The sequence below is a fragment of the Niveispirillum sp. genome (assembly GCF_017996735.1).
In the GTDB taxonomy this organism is placed as follows: Bacteria; Pseudomonadota; Alphaproteobacteria; order Azospirillales; family Azospirillaceae; genus Niveispirillum.
On record NZ_JAGOGJ010000024.1, the window covers coordinates 34,277 to 49,931 of the forward strand.

General features: G+C 63.8%; 16 protein-coding genes. 8 read left to right on the plus strand and 8 right to left on the minus strand.

Translation table 11 applies throughout. The features are described from left to right. Positions 1-236 precede the first annotated feature (236 nt). The 6 genes from KBA48_RS10285 to pabB form a co-directional block, all read right to left on the minus strand. On the minus strand, positions 237-647 hold the full coding sequence (locus tag KBA48_RS10285; protein ID WP_292905882.1) for a hypothetical protein: 411 nt from the start codon (positions 645-647) through the stop codon (positions 237-239). Positions 648-746: 99 nt separating this feature from the next. Continuing rightward, positions 747-1,190, minus strand: a complete 444-nt coding sequence (locus KBA48_RS10290) for a TIGR01244 family sulfur transferase (protein ID WP_292905884.1) — start codon at positions 1,188-1,190, stop codon at positions 747-749. A gap of 217 nt (positions 1,191-1,407) precedes the next feature. Continuing rightward, positions 1,408-1,920: a MarR family transcriptional regulator gene (locus KBA48_RS10295; RefSeq protein WP_292905886.1), complete on the minus strand. Its 513-nt coding sequence runs from the start codon at positions 1,918-1,920 to the stop codon at positions 1,408-1,410. A 113-nt stretch (positions 1,921-2,033) separates the two neighbouring features. Beyond that, a complete protein-coding gene (locus tag KBA48_RS10300; RefSeq protein WP_292905888.1) occupies positions 2,034-2,783 on the minus strand; it encodes a phosphocholine cytidylyltransferase family protein in 750 nt (249 codons plus the stop codon). A gap of 142 nt (positions 2,784-2,925) precedes the next feature. Beyond that, positions 2,926-3,672 carry an aminotransferase class IV gene (locus KBA48_RS10305; RefSeq protein WP_292905890.1) on the minus strand — a complete coding sequence of 249 codons (747 nt, stop codon included), beginning with the start codon at positions 3,670-3,672 and terminating at the stop codon, positions 2,926-2,928. Continuing rightward, positions 3,669-5,129, minus strand: coding sequence for an aminodeoxychorismate synthase component I (pabB, locus tag KBA48_RS10310; protein ID WP_292905891.1), 1,461 nt, complete (start codon positions 5,127-5,129; stop codon positions 3,669-3,671). Before pabB ends, KBA48_RS10305 begins: the two co-directional genes overlap by 4 nt. Positions 5,130-5,416: 287 nt before the next feature. On the opposite strand from pabB, the gene KBA48_RS10315 reads away from it, so the two are divergent. Then, positions 5,417-5,611: a hypothetical protein gene (locus tag KBA48_RS10315; protein WP_292905893.1), complete on the plus strand. Its 195-nt coding sequence runs from the start codon at positions 5,417-5,419 to the stop codon at positions 5,609-5,611. A gap of 306 nt (positions 5,612-5,917) precedes the next feature. After that, entirely contained in the window at positions 5,918-7,942 is a 2,025-nt protein-coding gene (locus KBA48_RS10320; protein ID WP_292905895.1) for an EAL domain-containing protein, read from the plus strand. Between the two features lie 7 nt (positions 7,943-7,949). Here KBA48_RS10320 and KBA48_RS10325 read toward each other — a convergent pair whose 3' ends face one another. Further along, entirely contained in the window at positions 7,950-8,477 is a 528-nt protein-coding gene (locus KBA48_RS10325) for a hypothetical protein (RefSeq protein ID WP_292905897.1), read from the minus strand. A 173-nt stretch (positions 8,478-8,650) separates the two neighbouring features. Here KBA48_RS10325 and KBA48_RS10330 point away from each other — a divergent pair, with 173 nt between their 5' ends. From KBA48_RS10330 to KBA48_RS10340, 3 genes are all read left to right on the plus strand, one after another. Continuing rightward, positions 8,651-9,046 (plus strand): dihydroneopterin aldolase, encoded by a 396-nt coding sequence (locus KBA48_RS10330; protein WP_292905899.1) that lies wholly within the window; start codon positions 8,651-8,653, stop codon positions 9,044-9,046. A gap of 207 nt (positions 9,047-9,253) precedes the next feature. Next, the gene (locus KBA48_RS10335) at positions 9,254-9,853 is read left to right on the plus strand and encodes a hypothetical protein (RefSeq protein WP_292905900.1); all 600 of its coding nucleotides are present in this window, start codon (positions 9,254-9,256) and stop codon (positions 9,851-9,853) included. A gap of 12 nt (positions 9,854-9,865) precedes the next feature. Continuing rightward, entirely contained in the window at positions 9,866-10,342 is a 477-nt protein-coding gene (locus tag KBA48_RS10340) for a glycine zipper domain-containing protein (protein WP_292905901.1), read from the plus strand. 117 nt (positions 10,343-10,459) lie between these two features. Here the strand turns inward: KBA48_RS10340 and KBA48_RS10345 are convergent, their stop codons facing one another. After that, positions 10,460-11,701 (minus strand): threonine ammonia-lyase, encoded by a 1,242-nt coding sequence (locus KBA48_RS10345; protein WP_292905903.1) that lies wholly within the window; start codon positions 11,699-11,701, stop codon positions 10,460-10,462. A gap of 287 nt (positions 11,702-11,988) precedes the next feature. Between KBA48_RS10345 and radA the strand changes: the two genes are divergently transcribed. Genes radA through purF form a run of 3 tightly spaced genes read left to right on the plus strand, consistent with a single transcriptional unit; the run spans position 11,989 to position 15,636 of the window. Next, positions 11,989-13,389, plus strand: a complete 1,401-nt coding sequence (gene radA / locus KBA48_RS10350; RefSeq protein WP_292905905.1) for a DNA repair protein RadA — start codon at positions 11,989-11,991, stop codon at positions 13,387-13,389. Positions 13,390-13,399: 10 nt separating this feature from the next. Continuing rightward, positions 13,400-14,125, plus strand: a complete 726-nt coding sequence (locus tag KBA48_RS10355; RefSeq protein WP_292905907.1) for a CvpA family protein — start codon at positions 13,400-13,402, stop codon at positions 14,123-14,125. 59 nt (positions 14,126-14,184) lie between these two features. Beyond that, positions 14,185-15,636, plus strand: coding sequence for an amidophosphoribosyltransferase (purF, locus tag KBA48_RS10360; RefSeq protein ID WP_292905909.1), 1,452 nt, complete (start codon positions 14,185-14,187; stop codon positions 15,634-15,636). The last annotated feature ends 19 nt before the right edge of the window (positions 15,637-15,655 follow it).

Below are 15,655 nucleotides of genomic sequence, written 5' to 3' on the forward strand. Positions count from 1 at the left end.
CACCCACCGGTCTTGGTTAAAGCCGGCTTTTTTTGGTGGCAGCCATTTGGCGTGGGCCATGGGCCGGACCCCTTTCTGGCACAGCTTCCATCAGGAAACCGAACCGTTCAGGGGTATCGGCGTTCGGAGGCGAAGACTTTATGCCTTGTCCCACAGGGACGCCGGCCAAAGCCAATTTCGGGATAGGGCAGTAACGTGATGGAGCGGCGGGAAACGGCCGGATCCACCACCGTTATTCATCCGGCAAAGGCCGGCGGGCCGGTCGGGCAACGCCCGGCCTCCCGATGGCGCCCTTCCGGCGTCAAGCCGATACGAAGGGCGCGCGCCACGTCACTGCCGCGCAGCGGCAGGGCGTAGAACAGCGCGATGGCAACGACGAGCAGTGTCGGCAATGTGACGGGGTCATCCCCGGCGGCATCATGCTCGCGCTTGCCATGGCCAACCGGGCGCGACGTACTCACCGCCACCTCGACACCACGATCGGGTGCCTGGCTGGCGGGCAGTGCTTGCCCGGTCATGAAATACAGAAAGGGTCCGAGGGGATTCGGCACGGAGACGCGGAAGTCGTTCCGGAGCAGCAAACCGCCCTGGACCGCCATGACCATGAACAGAAGAGCGAGGAGCCCATGGGCCCATCCGCGCAGCATTCGTGTGTCGCCTCCACCAATCGGCCCCAAGGCCGAAACCGGTAGCGACACTCTCACAGCGTTGCGGTCAACACAATGCCCTAAAGCAGGAGTCCCCCACTATTCCGACCGCGATTGTGTGTATCGAGCGATCAGGGGAGCATATGCCGACAGATCATATCCCGCAGAGGCCGCCGTGCGTAATATTGTGTCATCATCGCGCGTTCCGGCTTTCGCTTCTGCGAGCGCCCAGAGAATCGTGCAACGGGTGCCCGACCGGCAATGGGCCAGGATCGGACCCGGTGCGGTATCGAGTGCGCCGGCAAAATCAGCGGCCACCAGTTCCAATGTTGGTCCTGTGGCGGGCTGGTAGATATAGGTAAGACCCAGATCGCGGGCCAACTGACCCGCCTGGGCGGAGGAGAGCTGTCCCGGCTCTTCCCCGTCCGGGCGGTTATTGATGATGGTACGGAAACCCGCTTTGTGCGCGTCGCGGATATCCTGTTCCGTCACCTGCGGCGAGACCGACAGACCATCGACCAAAGGACGTACATCCAAAGCCATGACGACCCCGCGCATTGAGTGGAAAACGAGCTACTTATGACCGACCGATAAGGGCGAATTTGTGGCAGAACCCTTGGCCTGGACCGCATGATCCAGGCGAAGGCGCCGCTTTAGTTCGCACTTGCGGTGCATAAATAGGCAGTTTGCGCTGCATCGCAACATATGCAACTGCAACCCAGCCCGGCCCTTCTCGTCGGGCATAGCTCCTATCTGGGGATCAGCCGGCGATGCGCAAGGGGGTGGCGGCGTGATCGGCGATGCCACGGGCACGGCGGCGGACGGTGACCAGCAGGTCCAGCATGCGCTGGCGCTGATCCTGGGTCAGGTCGCGCAACAGCATGTCATTGATGCCCTGGCGCTTGGGCTGCAGGCGGCGCAGCACCTCCAACCCCTCCGCCGTGACGCGCAGCAGCTTGCGGCGGCGATCCTGGGGGTCGTCCTGCTGGCTGATCAGTCCCTTGCGGATCAGTTCCGTGACGGTCGCGGAGATATGCGGGCGGGACAGGCCGCGGGCCGACGCGATCTCCGAGGAGAAGATGCCGTCATGGTTGCGGGCGCCGTCCTGGAAATTCGCGTCGCCGGCCACGTTCATCAGGACCGTCCATTGCGGCGCCGTCAGGCTGGCTTCCGCCAGCATCTCTTCGCACTGGTGCGCGATGATGTTGGCCAGATCCATCAGATTGAGCGAAATGGCATCTTCGGCGCGGAAACGGAATGTGTTGTGCGGCATGGCAGCCCCCGGTGTCTGGTCAATGGATGCTTGTCATCCTGACCGCGACCGGGGCAGTACGCATTGACACGGATCAATTAAATGTTCCGCGGTCCAACCATATGGACAGGCGATCAGCCGATACCGCGCCCGGTCCAGCCGGCCGTCAGGGCGCGGTTGCTGTCCACGTCGGCGGGAAAATCCATTTCCCCCCATTCCAACCCCTGGATGGAAACGGTGCCGACGCTGCCATCGGCCTTGGCGATGGTGTCGATCACCGAAAGGTACCAGCGGCGCAGCCCCTCCGGCGTGCGCAAGGTGCGCTCCACCTCGGCCGCGAACCGCTTGCCGCCCTCGGCGGTGAAGCAGAGGAAGCCGATGCTTTCGCCGTTCACGATCTCCAGCGGCAGGGTCTTGCCGATCTGCTGAAGATTGCCATCGGCGTCGGTACGCACCTTCATGTCGTCGGCGTCATAGCCATCCTTGGCATCGATGGTGACCGTGATGGGCTTCCTGGCCCCGGCAAGAAGACGCCGGGCGATTTCCGGTTCGAACAGGGTGTCGCCGTTCAGGATCAGGAACGGCCCTTCCATCTCGGCCCGCGCCACCCAGCAGCTCGCCGTGTTGTCGGCCAGGGCATAGAAGGGATTATAAAGAGTGCGGGTCGTGATGCCGGGCACATCCATGGCGGCCAGGGCCTCTTCTACACGATCGGCGCGGAAACCGGTGACGATCACGGCCTCTGTCACGCCGGCGGCGGCAAGGCCCCGGATCTGCCATTCCAGCAGGGTGCGGCCCGACAGGTCGATCAGGCATTTCGGCCGGTCTTCCGTCAGGGGCATCAGACGTTTGCCCTGGCCGGCACTCAGGATGATGGCTTTCACTTTGACCCAGGCTCCACAGAGGGGGACGGGTTTTCCCGTCCGCACCACGAAAAATGCCGCGGACATTGCCGCGAAAGGACGGCGCTGACAAGCGGCTTCATGTTCCCGATATCAGGACCGGTCTGGTCGATGGGGCGGCCGGTCAGTCCAGGATGCCGGACACCTTGCGCAACCCCAGCGCATTGGTCAGGACCATATCGTCGGCGCGGCGCAGTTCATCCACGCTCACCGCCCGCTCCTGCGCGCGCCAGGTCCGGATCAGGGCCGCGCGCATCGTGCCGGGCAGAGCCCCTTCGGCCACCAGCGGCGTGACCCAGTGCCCGTCCAGCGACAGGAACAGGTTGGCGGCCGACGCCTCGGCCACGCGGCCCTGGCTATTCAGCAGCACCGCATCATCGGCCCCGCGCGCCGCCGCCTCGCGCCTTGCGATGATGCTGTCCAGATAGTTCAGGGTCTTCAGCCGCGACAGGGGTGATTTTTCGTTGCGACAGGTGGTGCGGGCAATGACCAGCTTCGCGGGCGGGGCCTCCGCCGGGATCCGGCCGGCCGCCAGCATCAGGGTCGGAACCGGTGTTGACGGGCGGGGAAGGCCCCGCGGGCCTGGCCCCGCGGTCAGGGTCAAGCGCACCGCCGCCTCGTGCAGGCCATTGGCCCCCAGCAGGCCCAGGATCGCGTCATGCAGTGATGTGTCACCCGTCGGCACGGGAAGACCCAGGAAATCCGCGCCATCCCGCAAGCGTTTCAGGTGGGCATCGAGCCGCAGGGGCACGCCGGCCTTGACGGCAATGGTCTCGAACAGCCCGTCGCCCAGGGTCAGGCCCCGGTCATGGGCCAGCAGGGCCGGTTTGTCGGCGGCGACAAAGTCACCGTTCAGCCAGATGACGCTCACGCCGCCTGCTCCTCATTCACCGCGATGGCGGGGGGCCAGGCCATGGCGGGATCAAGCGCGGTCAGGATGGCCTTGGCCTTGGTCAGGCTCTCCTGATACTCCCCTTCCGGATCGCTGTCGGCCACGATGCCGCCGCCGGCCTGCACCTGCACCATGTCACCCGATATGGCGGCAGTGCGGATGATGATGGAACTGTCCATGGCCCCGTCCCAGCCGATCCACATCACCGACCCGCAATAGGGGCCGCGCCGCGCCGGCTCCAGTTCATGGATGATCTCCATGGCCCGGATCTTCGGGGCGCCCGTGATCGACCCGCCGGGAAAACCGGCACGCAGCAGATCGACCGGACCCAGGCCGGGTTTCAGGCGCCCGGTGACGACGGAGGTCAGGTGATGCACCGTGCGATAGCTTTCCAGCCCCCACAGGCTGGGCACCTTCACGGACCCGATCTGTGCCACGCGCGACAGGTCGTTGCGCAGCAGATCGACAATCATCAGATTTTCCGCCCGGTCCTTTTCCGAGGCCAGCAGTTCGGCTGCCAGCGCCGCGTCCCGTGTGGGATCGGCATGGCGGGGACGGGTGCCCTTGATGGGGCGCGTCTCGATGATGCCGTCGGCCGTCAGCGACAGGAACCGTTCCGGCGAACCCGACGCAACGGCCCGGCCCCGGCCAAGATTGAGGAAGGCCGAAAAGGGTGCCGCCGTGCGGGGCCGCAGACGGCGATAGGCGTCCCAGGCCGTGACGCCGGGGCGCAGCCGTCCCAGGAAACGTTGGGTCATGTTGGCCTGATAGATGTCGCCCGCGCGGATATAGTCCAGAATCCGCGCCACCCGGTCGCGGTAATCGGCGGGGGCCAGTTCCGCCCCCCACCCCGGCCGCCGCAACAGCCCGTCGCCATTGTCGCGGGCCAGCGGCGGGGCCGCGCGCAGCCTGTCACGGAGCGCATGCGCCAGGGTCTTTGCCAGCGACGGTCGGGCGGCGGCATCGGCCGCCCGCTCCGCCCCCGACAGGACCCAGGCCCCGCCCGACGCATGGTCGAAAACCGCCACCGTGTCATAAAGCCCGAACGCCATGTCGGGCAGGTCGAGTCCCACGCGGTTCTGGGGCGGCAACCGTTCCAGATAGCGGCCCAGCTCATAGCCCATCACCCCCACCGCGCCCCCCGTGAAGGCGGGCAGGCCGGCGGGCACGGGCCGGTGAAAAGGTTTCAGCGCCTGTTCCAGCGCGGTGAAGGGATCAACCGGCAGCGCCACGCCGTCACGCGTCACGGTTCCGTCGCGGGCCGCCTCGATCCAACTGAACGGATCACAGGCCAGGACGGAATAACGCGCCCGCCCCCCGTCGGCGGCGGCGCCATCCAGCAGCATCGCCCCCTTTTCCCCGGCCAGCACGGCAAAGGCCGCCAGCGGGTCGGGCAGGTCCAGGGACAGGATGTAAAGGGCGGATCGATCGCTCATGCCGCGACCATAATCGTTGCGGGGCCGATCAACAACGGGCGGCGCAGTCCAGCCCCATCATCCCGCAACGCAGAAGGGTCCGCCATGCGTTGTTCGCTGTTGCAACAGATGTCCCGATGATTTGATCTGGTCATGTGAATGCCATCGTTTTGGATCAACGGCTTCGCAATTCGGCCTTAATGGTCGGCGATGCTGCGATGCGTGAAGGAAAGCGGCCATGGGGCTGTCGACCGACACCGGACCGGCCCGATGGACCCGAAGATCGTTCAACCTGCGAAGGTGACAAGATGAGCAGCGCCGATTTCCAGAACGCTTTTAACTCCGCCTGCCACGAACTGGGCCTGGACCCGGCCAATACCAACATCTTCGCGCTGGAATGCCGCCGTCAGGGCCTGGATCCCCAGAGCACCCGCGCCTTCGACCTGGATAAGAACCCGTCGCCGATGTGGGCGCAGTTTCGCAAGCTGAAGACCGCCTCCTGATTTATGGCCCCTTGCGGGGCATGAAGGCGAAGAATTCGAAGGGGCCGATCCTGTTGGGGTCGGCCCCTTATTATTTGTCACGACAATGAAGTGCAAAAGCTGGCCACCAGAATCGCCCTATGGTTGCCATTTCCATAATCCCCCGCGCCCCCAATAATTGCTTGTGCATCCCAACCGGTTTTCAGGCATGATGACCGCGACGGAATATCGCAGCGTTATGAATATCGCAGCGTTGTGACGTGGCCTGGAAAGGGCGGACGACGGCACCGGCGGACAGGCGTCCGACGCAAGCCTCCGGGGAGGGCGATGCTGAAGGGGCTGGGCAATTCCTTGGCGGCAAGACAGGCGGCGCGCGCCGTCCTGGCCGCTTGCCTCATCGGACTGGTATTGAGCGGGCTGGAGGTCGCCTGGGCGACATGGCGCGAACGCGGCAAGGCCAGCGATCTGGTCGAACAGATGCTCGATCTGATGGAAGGCAGTGCTGCCGCCGCCGCCTGGAACGTGGATGAGGCGCTGGCCCAGCAGATCGGCAATTCCGCCCTGTCCATCGGCGCCATCGCCGGCATCGATATCCGCATATCGGAAGAACAGCCCCTCTGGTCGCGTCATCGCGCCCTGCCCGTTGATTCTGCCGGCAACGGCACCATCGGGCGCCTGGTGTTCGGTGATCTGGCGCGGGGCACCCGTCTGCTTTACCGCCCGCAACCGGATGGCCGGGACAAGCCGCCCATCGGCATCCTGCGCATCGACCTGGACATGGCGCGGGTGTCGGCGGATTACATCGCCTTTGTCGGCTCCTCCCTGCTGGGCGGGCTGGTGCGCAACATCCTGCTGGGTCTGATGCTGACCTGGGTGTTCCACCGCTTCCTGACAAGGCCGCTGGTGGAGTTGGAGCAGGCGATTGCCGGGATCGATCCCGATAATCCGCGCGACACGCGTCTGGCCGTGCCGGCGGGACATGACGCCGATGAATTGGGCCGCCTGACCCTGCGCATCAATGAAACGCTGGACAAGCTGGATGAGAGCCAGGGACAGTTGCGTCAACTGGCGACGCGCGACCCGCTGACCGAACTGCCCAACCGCGCCCTGCTGCTGGAACGGCTGGACCATGCACTGGCGCGGGCGCGGCGGACCAAGCGCGGGCTGGCCGTCCTGTTCCTGGATCTGGACCGCTTCAAACATGTGAATGACAGCCTGGGTCATGACATGGGCGACCGGATGCTGCAGGGCATCGCCCGGCGTCTGGCCGATACGTTGCGCCATTCCGACACGGTGGGCCGGCTGGGCGGGGACGAGTTCCTGGTGCTGGTGGAGGATGTGAAGGAACCGAAGGAGGCGATCCAGGTCGCCGACCGTATCCTGGCCACCCTGGCACGGCCGCTGGACCTGGACGGGCATCTGCTGCATCCCAGCGCATCGGTGGGCATTTCACTCTGGCCCAGCGACGGGCAGGACGCGCGTCAGATCCTGCGCTGCGCCGATGTCGCCATGTATGCGGCCAAGGCGGCGGGCACCGGCTGCTGGCGCATGTTCTCCGCCGAGATGTCGGAACAGGCCATGGCCCGCCTGCGGACGGAGGCCCGGCTGCGCGCCGCCGAGTTGCGGGGCGAGTTCGAGCTGTTCTATCAGCCCAAGGTGGACCCGCGCAGTCTGGTCCTGCGCGGGGCAGAGGCGCTGCTGCGCTGGAAAAACAACGATCTCTATATCGCACCCGCCGATTTTATCCCGGTGGCGGAGGAAACGGGACTGATCGGCCCCATCGGCGACTGGGTGCTGGGCGAGGCGTGCCGTCAGGCGGCCCAATGGCGCCGTCTGCATGGCGACCTGCCCGTATCCATCAATGTCAGCCCCCGGCAACTGGCGGACACCGATTTCCCGGCCCGCGTGCGCGCGGCGCTGGCCAATGCCGGCCTGCCGGCGCATCTGCTGACGCTGGAAATCACCGAAACCGTGGCCATGAGCCAGGCTGCCGGCGATTTCGCCATGCTGCGCACGCTGCGCGACCTGGGCGTCGGCATGGCCATTGACGATTTCGGCACGGGCTATTCCTCGCTCTCCCACCTGCGCCGCATTCCCCTGACGGTGTTGAAGATCGACCGGGGTTTCATGCAGACCGTGCCCCATGATGTGGCCATCCCCGCGACCATCCTGGAACTGGGTCAGCGCCTGGGACTGGAGATCGTGGCCGAGGGGGTGGAAACCGAGCCGCAGCGCGACTGGCTGTGCGACATGGGATGCCAGACCATCCAGGGCTTCATCATTTCCCGCCCCGTCCCGGCGGCGGAGTTCGAGGGCAGGTTCCTGGCGGAACGCGTGCGGGCGGCCGGATAAGCGGCGGTCAGTCGAAGGTGCGCAGGGCTGCCGGCGCGCCCTTCAGATGCATGTCCAGCAGCCGGACGATTTCCTCCATCTGCTGGCGGACCTTGTCCAGCTCCATGGAAGTCTTGTCGTCCAGTGCGGCCTCCATCAGCATCATGTCGAAATCGTTCAGCAGGCTCATGAGGCTTTCACGTTCCTGCTGAAGGATGTCATAGGCACCCAGGGCATGGACCAGCAGTTCTGGCGGATCGCGGAAAAATGCCAGGCTCATGCGGGTGAAGCTGGCGATGGCCCGCAGCCGCATGCGGGTCAGCCACCCTTTCAGGTCGGTGGGAACGCCGCGATTCGGGGCTTCTTCCGCCTTGTCGGTGATGGTGAAGATCAGGGCCTGGATTTCCAGATAACGGGCGCGGGCCTTCTTGAAATCCGGGAAGGTAGCGAGCTTCACATTCTCCTGCTTTTCAAACAGGGAGACGGCGCCAGCGAGCGATTGCGACAGATGCCGCAAAACCGTCGCCCTTTGTGCCGCGTCCTGTTCGTACCGCATGAATGTCCCCGTATGCCGTCACCCCGACTGTCGCGCACTCTATCCATTGAAGGCAAGGGGCGCCATCAACCTAAAGGACGCGGTCGAAAGTCGGGGCAGCCCGTGAAAGCGGCGGGTCTGCCCCGGCGTCCCCGTCGCTTGCCGCCGGTCGGCCCCGATGTTAGACGATGGCCATGATGCAGCTCCTGCTCCGCCCCCTGCCCCCGCCTGCCCCCGCCGCGCCGCCGCGCGATGCCGGACAGGTGGTGCTGGTCGTGCGGGATCTGGTGGTGACCACGCTGATCGGCATCTATGATTATGAACATGTAAAGCCGCAGCGCCTGCGCCTCAACCTTGAACTGGCCATGGCGCCGAGCGACACCGCCCCCTGGACCTATGCCGATCTGGTAACCACCGCCCGCCGCATCGTGACGGAGGGGCACACCAACCTGCTGGAATGCCTGGCCGAACGGCTGGCCACGGCCCTGCTCTCCCCCAACCGCGCCCTGACTGCCCTGATCCGCCTGGAAAAGCTGGATGCGTTCGAAGAATGCGAAGCGGTGGGCGTGGAGATCGTGCGGTCAGCGTGATGACATACAGGGGAATGCAATTTTTACATCAAACGCATTTAGTTAATTTTACATCGACCTCATTGTGGACTACATTTACTTAAATACAGACATTAAACATTCATAAGTATTATTCAGGGGCAGTTTTTCATTTATCCGATATTTGCATTGAGATTGCCAACTTATTCGCACTATTATATGGCCTCAATCTTTGAACGAGGCAAAAGCATGCGCCCCTTACTAATTATCGTTCCAATGGTGCTGTTTCTCACCGGCTGCGCAGATCAGCTGCCGCCACTCAATTTTACGCCACCCAATGTTGGGATGTCGTCAAACAAATTGGACGCCGAGGTTCGGTCATTAATTGTAACCATTGGTCGTCCTGATGAACAAAAGGGCGATGTCGATGTAATGCTTGTCGAGAGCGCCGGAACAGCGGCATCAACAGGCAGCAATCTTACACAATTGTGGAAAGAGTCCCTTCAAGACGCACTTAATAGAATGGTAATTTTCAAAGATGACGCACCAAAGAAGGTCAATATATCGGTGAAGGTACTGAAAATTGACGTCCCATCAATGGGAGTTACTTTTGATACAGAAACCATTGCACGCTACGAAATCACAGATCGCTCCAATGGCGACTTGATATTCACTACAGACATCACATCAACCGGATCAACTCCAATGAGCCACGCTCTTGCCGGCGTTATTAGAGCCAGAGAGTCCGTAAATCGCTCAGTCCAAAATAATATTTCAACTTTTCTGCAACAATTGGAGACTGTTGATATTAAGAAGCCAATGTTCCCTGCATCGAAACCTGTTTCTTAAGAGGGAATCGTTATGCGGTTCATTTTTCTCATCATTGGCGTTGGCTTAGCCTCCATGCTGGTAGGATGCAAGCAAAACGTGTCCCCAGACACTTACTCTGTTGGTGCAGTTGGTCAAGTCAACCGAGTAGTCAGGGGCGTGATCGTGAATGCTCGTCCCGTTCAAATTGCTGGAACACAGGGCGTTGGTGGCACAGCCGGTGCCGCAGCAGGTGCCGCAGCAGGCTCAGCCATCGGGAGTGGAAGTCGCGGCAACATTGTCGGCGCTATTGGCGGCGCTGTGGTGGGCGGTATTGCCGGAGCGATGGTTGAAGAGTCGGCCACTCAGCAGAATGGTATGGAGTACGTCGTCGAGACGGATAATGGCTCGCTGGTTACCATTGTTCAGGGCGCTGAACCGGCATTAGGCGTTGGTCAACGTGTGCTGGTAATGCACGGTGCCCAGAGCCGAGTCATTGCAGATAACTCGCCTCAGAAAGCACAACAGTAACAAGCTAGACGCTTCCAAGACGGCCCTGCTTGCGCCGTCTTGGAAGCTTGAATCACACGACAAAAGAAAAGCTTAGAACCTGTCAGGTGCTACTATGAACACCTGACAGGTATTAGATCACTCCACCCCACCCGCCAAAACCTGCACTTGTAACCCACCGCGGGTTCGCAGCATCTCCAGCACGCGTTCGGCGTGCCGCTTCGACCGGCATTCGATGGTCAGGTCGATGTCGGTGGCCTTGACGGTCGTGGTTGTGAACAGGCGCTGGTGCGAGGCTTCGATGATGTTGCCGCCGGCCTCGCCCACCAGACCGGTGATCCGGGCCAGGACGCCGGGCCGGTCCGGGATGGCGATGCGGATGGCGATCAGGCGACTTTCGCGGACAAGCTGGCGCATGATCACCTGGGCCAGCAGACGGCTGTCGATATTGCCACCGCACAGGACCAGGCCGACCTTTGATCCCTTGAACAGGTCGGGATGGGTCAGCACGGCGGCAAGGCCGGCGGCGCCCGCCCCCTCTGCCACCGTCTTTTCGATATTCAGGAACAGGGCCACGGCCTCTTCCACCGCGACGTCGGGGACCAGCACGACCTGATCGACCAGGGCGCGGCAGATTTCCAGCGTCTTGGTGCCGACATTCTTCACCGCGATGCCTTCGGCGATGGTGTCGCCGCCCACCTGAATCGGCTCGCCCTTCAGGGCCTGGGCCATGGCCGGATAGGCTTCGACCTCGACCCCGATGATCCGGATCCTGGGGTTCAGGGCCTTGGCCGCGACCGCGATGCCGCTGATCAGGCCACCGCCGCCCACCGGTACGACCAGCGTGTCCAGATGCGGGGCCGCCAGCAGCATTTCCAGGCCGATGGTCCCCTGCCCCGCGATGACGTCCGCGTCATCATAGGGGTGGACAAAGACCAGCCCCTCTTCCTGTGCCAGCCGCTCCGCCTCCGCCGCCGCTTCGGCCAGCACGGCCCCTTTCACGACGACGCGGGCGCCATGCTCCTCCGTCCGCTCCACCTTGGTGAAGGGTGTGCCCTCCGGCATGACGATGGTGGCGGGAATGCCCAGGCGGCCGGCGTGATAGGCCACGCCCTGGGCATGGTTGCCGGCCGACATGGCGACCACGCCCCGCGCGCGCTCCTCCGCCGTCAGCTTGCGCAGCTTGTTCAGCGCGCCGCGTTCCTTGAAGGCGGCGGTGAACTGCAAATTCTCGAACTTCACCCAGATCTCGGCGCCCGTCAGTTGCGACAGGGTGCGTGACGGGACGCAGGGCGTATCCATGATATGGCCGGCCAGAGCCTGGGCGGCCTCTTTGATATCGGCCAGGGTCACGGCAAGGGCGGGGGAAGCGGTGGTCATGGTTGCTGTCTCCATGGACACGACATATGCGGCCCCGTCCGATGTCCGGCGGCGGGACCGATGGTGCCCGTTCAGGTCCAGGCACTTCTCAATACCCTTGCTCTCACGCCAAACCGTTGCTGGCGAGACGATTTTTCACAGCGCAGATAGGCAGCCCCCCACCCCTCCGGCATAGCCCGTGCGCGAAGGCCCCTGCGCATGTTGCATTCGTGTTATGAAGGGCTCCCCAGCGGGCCTTTCAGCGTCTATATAGGGGCCGCGTCACCACCCCTGGAGCCAGCACGATTTTGGCCCGCGCCACCAGCAAATATGTCTGCCAGAATTGCGGCGCGAGCTTTCCCAAATGGTCGGGCAAGTGCGACGCCTGCGGTGAATGGAACACGCTTGTCGAGGAACAGGTGGCCGATGCCATGCCCAAGGGGCTGGGCAAGGCCGGCGGCGGGCGCAAGATCGAATTCGTGGCGCTGTCCGGTGTGTCCAAGGATGCGCCGCGCCGGATGACGGGCATTCAGGAATTTGACCGCGTCTGCGGTGGCGGGCTGGTGCATGGCACTGCCCTGCTGGTGGGCGGTGATCCCGGCATCGGCAAATCGACCCTGCTGTTGCAGGTCACCTGCTGTCTGGCCCAGGAAACGCGATGCGCCTATATCAGCGGGGAAGAGGCGGTGGATCAGGTGCGCATGCGCGCCAGCCGCCTGGGTCTGGCCAATGCACCGGTGCAACTGGCATCGGCCAACAATGTCCGCGACATCGTGGCCAGCCTGGAAGCCGCCGACGGCCCGCAAGTGGCCGTGATCGATTCGATCCAGACCATGTATATCGACACGCTGGACAGCGCGCCGGGGACCGTGGCGCAGGTGCGCGCCTGTTCGGCCGAGCTGATCCGGGTGGCCAAGCGCAAGGGCATCACCCTGCTGATCGTCGGCCATGTCACCAAGGATGGGCAGATCGCCGGCCCCCGCGTGCTGGAGCATATGGTCGACACCGTCCTCTATTTCGAAGGCGAACGCGGGCACCAGTTCCGCATCCTGCGCGCCGTCAAGAACCGTTTTGGCGCGACCGACGAGATCGGGGTGTTCGAGATGGGGGAGGATGGGCTGGTCGAGGTGCCGAACCCGTCCGAACTGTTCCTGGCCGACCGCCGCCGCGACATCACCGGCACCGCCGTCTTTGCCGGGCTGGAGGGGACGCGGCCCGTTCTGGTGGAGGTGCAGGCCCTGGTCGCCCCCTCACCGCTCGGCACGCCGCGCCGGGCCGTGGTGGGCTGGGACACGTCGCGCCTTGCCATGGTTCTGGCGGTACTGGAGGCCCGGTGCGGGGTGGCCATCGGTGCCAACGATGTCTATCTGTCGGTGGCCGGCGGCCTGAAAATCTCTGAACCCGCCGCCGATCTGGCCGTGGCCGCCGCCCTGGTCAGCAGCCTGACGGGGGAGCCGGTGCCGGCGGATGCCGTGGTCTTTGGCGAAATCGGCCTGTCGGGTGATATCCGCGCCGTCAGCCAGACCGACCAGCGCCTGAAGGAAGCCGCCAAGCTGGGCTTCAACCGGGCGCTGATGCCGCAACCGCGCCGGTCGCGCGGCGACGGGTCGGCGGATGGGTTGCGGCGTGTCGAACTGGACCACTTGTCCGATCTGCTGCCATTGTTCCAGGCGGACGCACCACCGCGCCCGCCCCGTGGCCGGGATTGAGGGGAGCAGCATGGAAGGCAGCAGCCTGAATCCCGTCGACATCGCGGTCGTCATCGTCCTTCTGATCTCGGCCCTGATGGCATTTGCGCGCGGCTTCGTGCGGGAAGTGCTGTCGGTCGCGGCCTGGATCGGTGCCGCACTGGCCACGCTCTGGTTGTTCCCGCTCGCCGCCCCCTATACCCGCACCTATATCAGCACCCAGTATGTGGCCGACGGCGTCACGATCCTGGGCGTCTTCACCCTGTCCCTGATCGCCCTGTCGGTATTGACCAGCACGATTTCAGGCAAGGTCCAGGAAAGCAGCCTGTCGGCCATCGACCGGTCGCTGGGATTTGCCTTCGGTGTTGTTCGTGGGGCGGTCCTGGTATCGCTGGCCTACCTGTTCGCGGCCTGGCTCTGGCCCGAACAGCCGATCTGGCTGCGCGAGGCGAAGTCGCGCCCCTTTCTGGAGACGGGCGCCGATATTCTGCGCGGCTTCATGCCCAATGCCGACCTGTCGCCGGCCCAGCGCGAGGCGCAGCGCGCCCAGCACCGGCTGGAAGAGGCGGAGAATGCGCGGCGCACCCTGGAACGGCTGGCCAATCCGCGCCCCACATCTGCGGGGAACGCGGCTGTGCCGGAAAAGGATCGGGGCTATAATGTCGAAGATCTCGGCCGTCTCGATCAGGTGATCAAAAGCACCGATCAGCCACAGCAAAGCCAACCGGATCGACGTCCCGAACGGGACCAACGCTGACCCGGGCCATGAACACGACCCAACCGGACATCATCTTCCCCGCGAAAGGTGCGAAGCCCATGCTCACGACCCATCCCTTCGACGACGACAAGCTGCGCGAGGAGTGCGGCGTCTTCGGTGTGTATGGTCCCCAGGATGCGGCAGCCCTGGTGGCACTGGGCCTGCACGCGCTTCAGCATCGCGGTCAGGAAGCGGCCGGCATCGTCAGCTTTGACGGCCAGGATTTCCCGCAGCATCGCGCGCTGGGCCAGGTCGGCGATATTTTCGGCAGCGAAATGGTCATGCGCAACCTGACCGGTGACATCGCCATCGGCCATGTCCGCTATGCCACCACTGGCGAGCGCAGTTTGCGCAACGTGCAGCCGCTGTTCGCAGAGTTCGAGTTTGGCGGCTTCGCGCTGGCCCATAACGGCAACCTGACCAACGCCATGCAGTTGCGCCGGCAATTGGTGCGCCGTGGCTGCCTGTTTCAGTCCACCTCCGACACCGAAACCATCATCCATCTGATGGCGACCAGCCGGAACGGCTCCGTCATCGATCGTCTGGTCGATGCGCTGCGCCAGATCGAAGGCGCCTATTCCCTGGTCTGCATGGCCAAGGATCAGGTCGTGGGTGTGCGCGACCCGCATGGCGTGCGCCCCCTGGTGCTGGGCCGCCTGGGCGATACCCATGTGCTGGCCTCGGAAACCGTGGCGCTGGATATTATCGGTGCGGAATATGTGCGCGACATCGCGCCGGGTGAGATGGTGGTGCTGGACAAGAACGGCGTGCAGTCGCTGCGGCCGTTCCAGCAGACCGGCTCCAAGTTCTGCATCTTCGAATATATCTACTTCGCCCGCCCCGACAGCTTCATGGAAGGCCATTCCGTGTACGGCGTGCGCAAGAAGATTGGCGCACAATTGGCCGTGGAAAGCCATGTCGATGCCGATCTGGTCATCCCCGTTCCGGATTCGGGTGTGCCGGCGGCACTGGGTTATGCCGAAAAAAGCGGCGTCCCCTTCGACCTGGGCATCATCCGCAACCACTATGTCGGCCGTACCTTCATCCAGCCGACGGACAAGATCCGCCGCCTGGGCGTGAAGCTGAAGCATAATGCCAACCGGCATTTCATCGAAGGCAAGCGTATCATCCTGGTCGATGACAGCATCGTGCGCGGCACCACCTCGGTGAAGATCGTGGAGATGATGCGCGATGCCGGCGCCAAGGAAGTGCATATGCGCATTTCCAGCCCGCCGACCAGCCATCCCTGCTTCTATGGCATCGACACGCCGGAAAAGGAAAAGCTGCTGGCCCACCGCATGACGGTGGAGGAGATGCGGGATTATATCAATGCCGACAGTCTGGCCTTCATCAGCCTGGACGGGCTGTACAAGTCGCTGAACCATGCCAAGCGTGACGGCGACCTGCCGCAATATTGCGATGCCTGCTTCACCGGCGAATACCCGATCCCGCTGACCGATTTCGACACAGGCCGCAGCGACGTTGCCTATATCGGTGCCAAGCGGGCCTGACCGGTCCCACAAGAAAAGC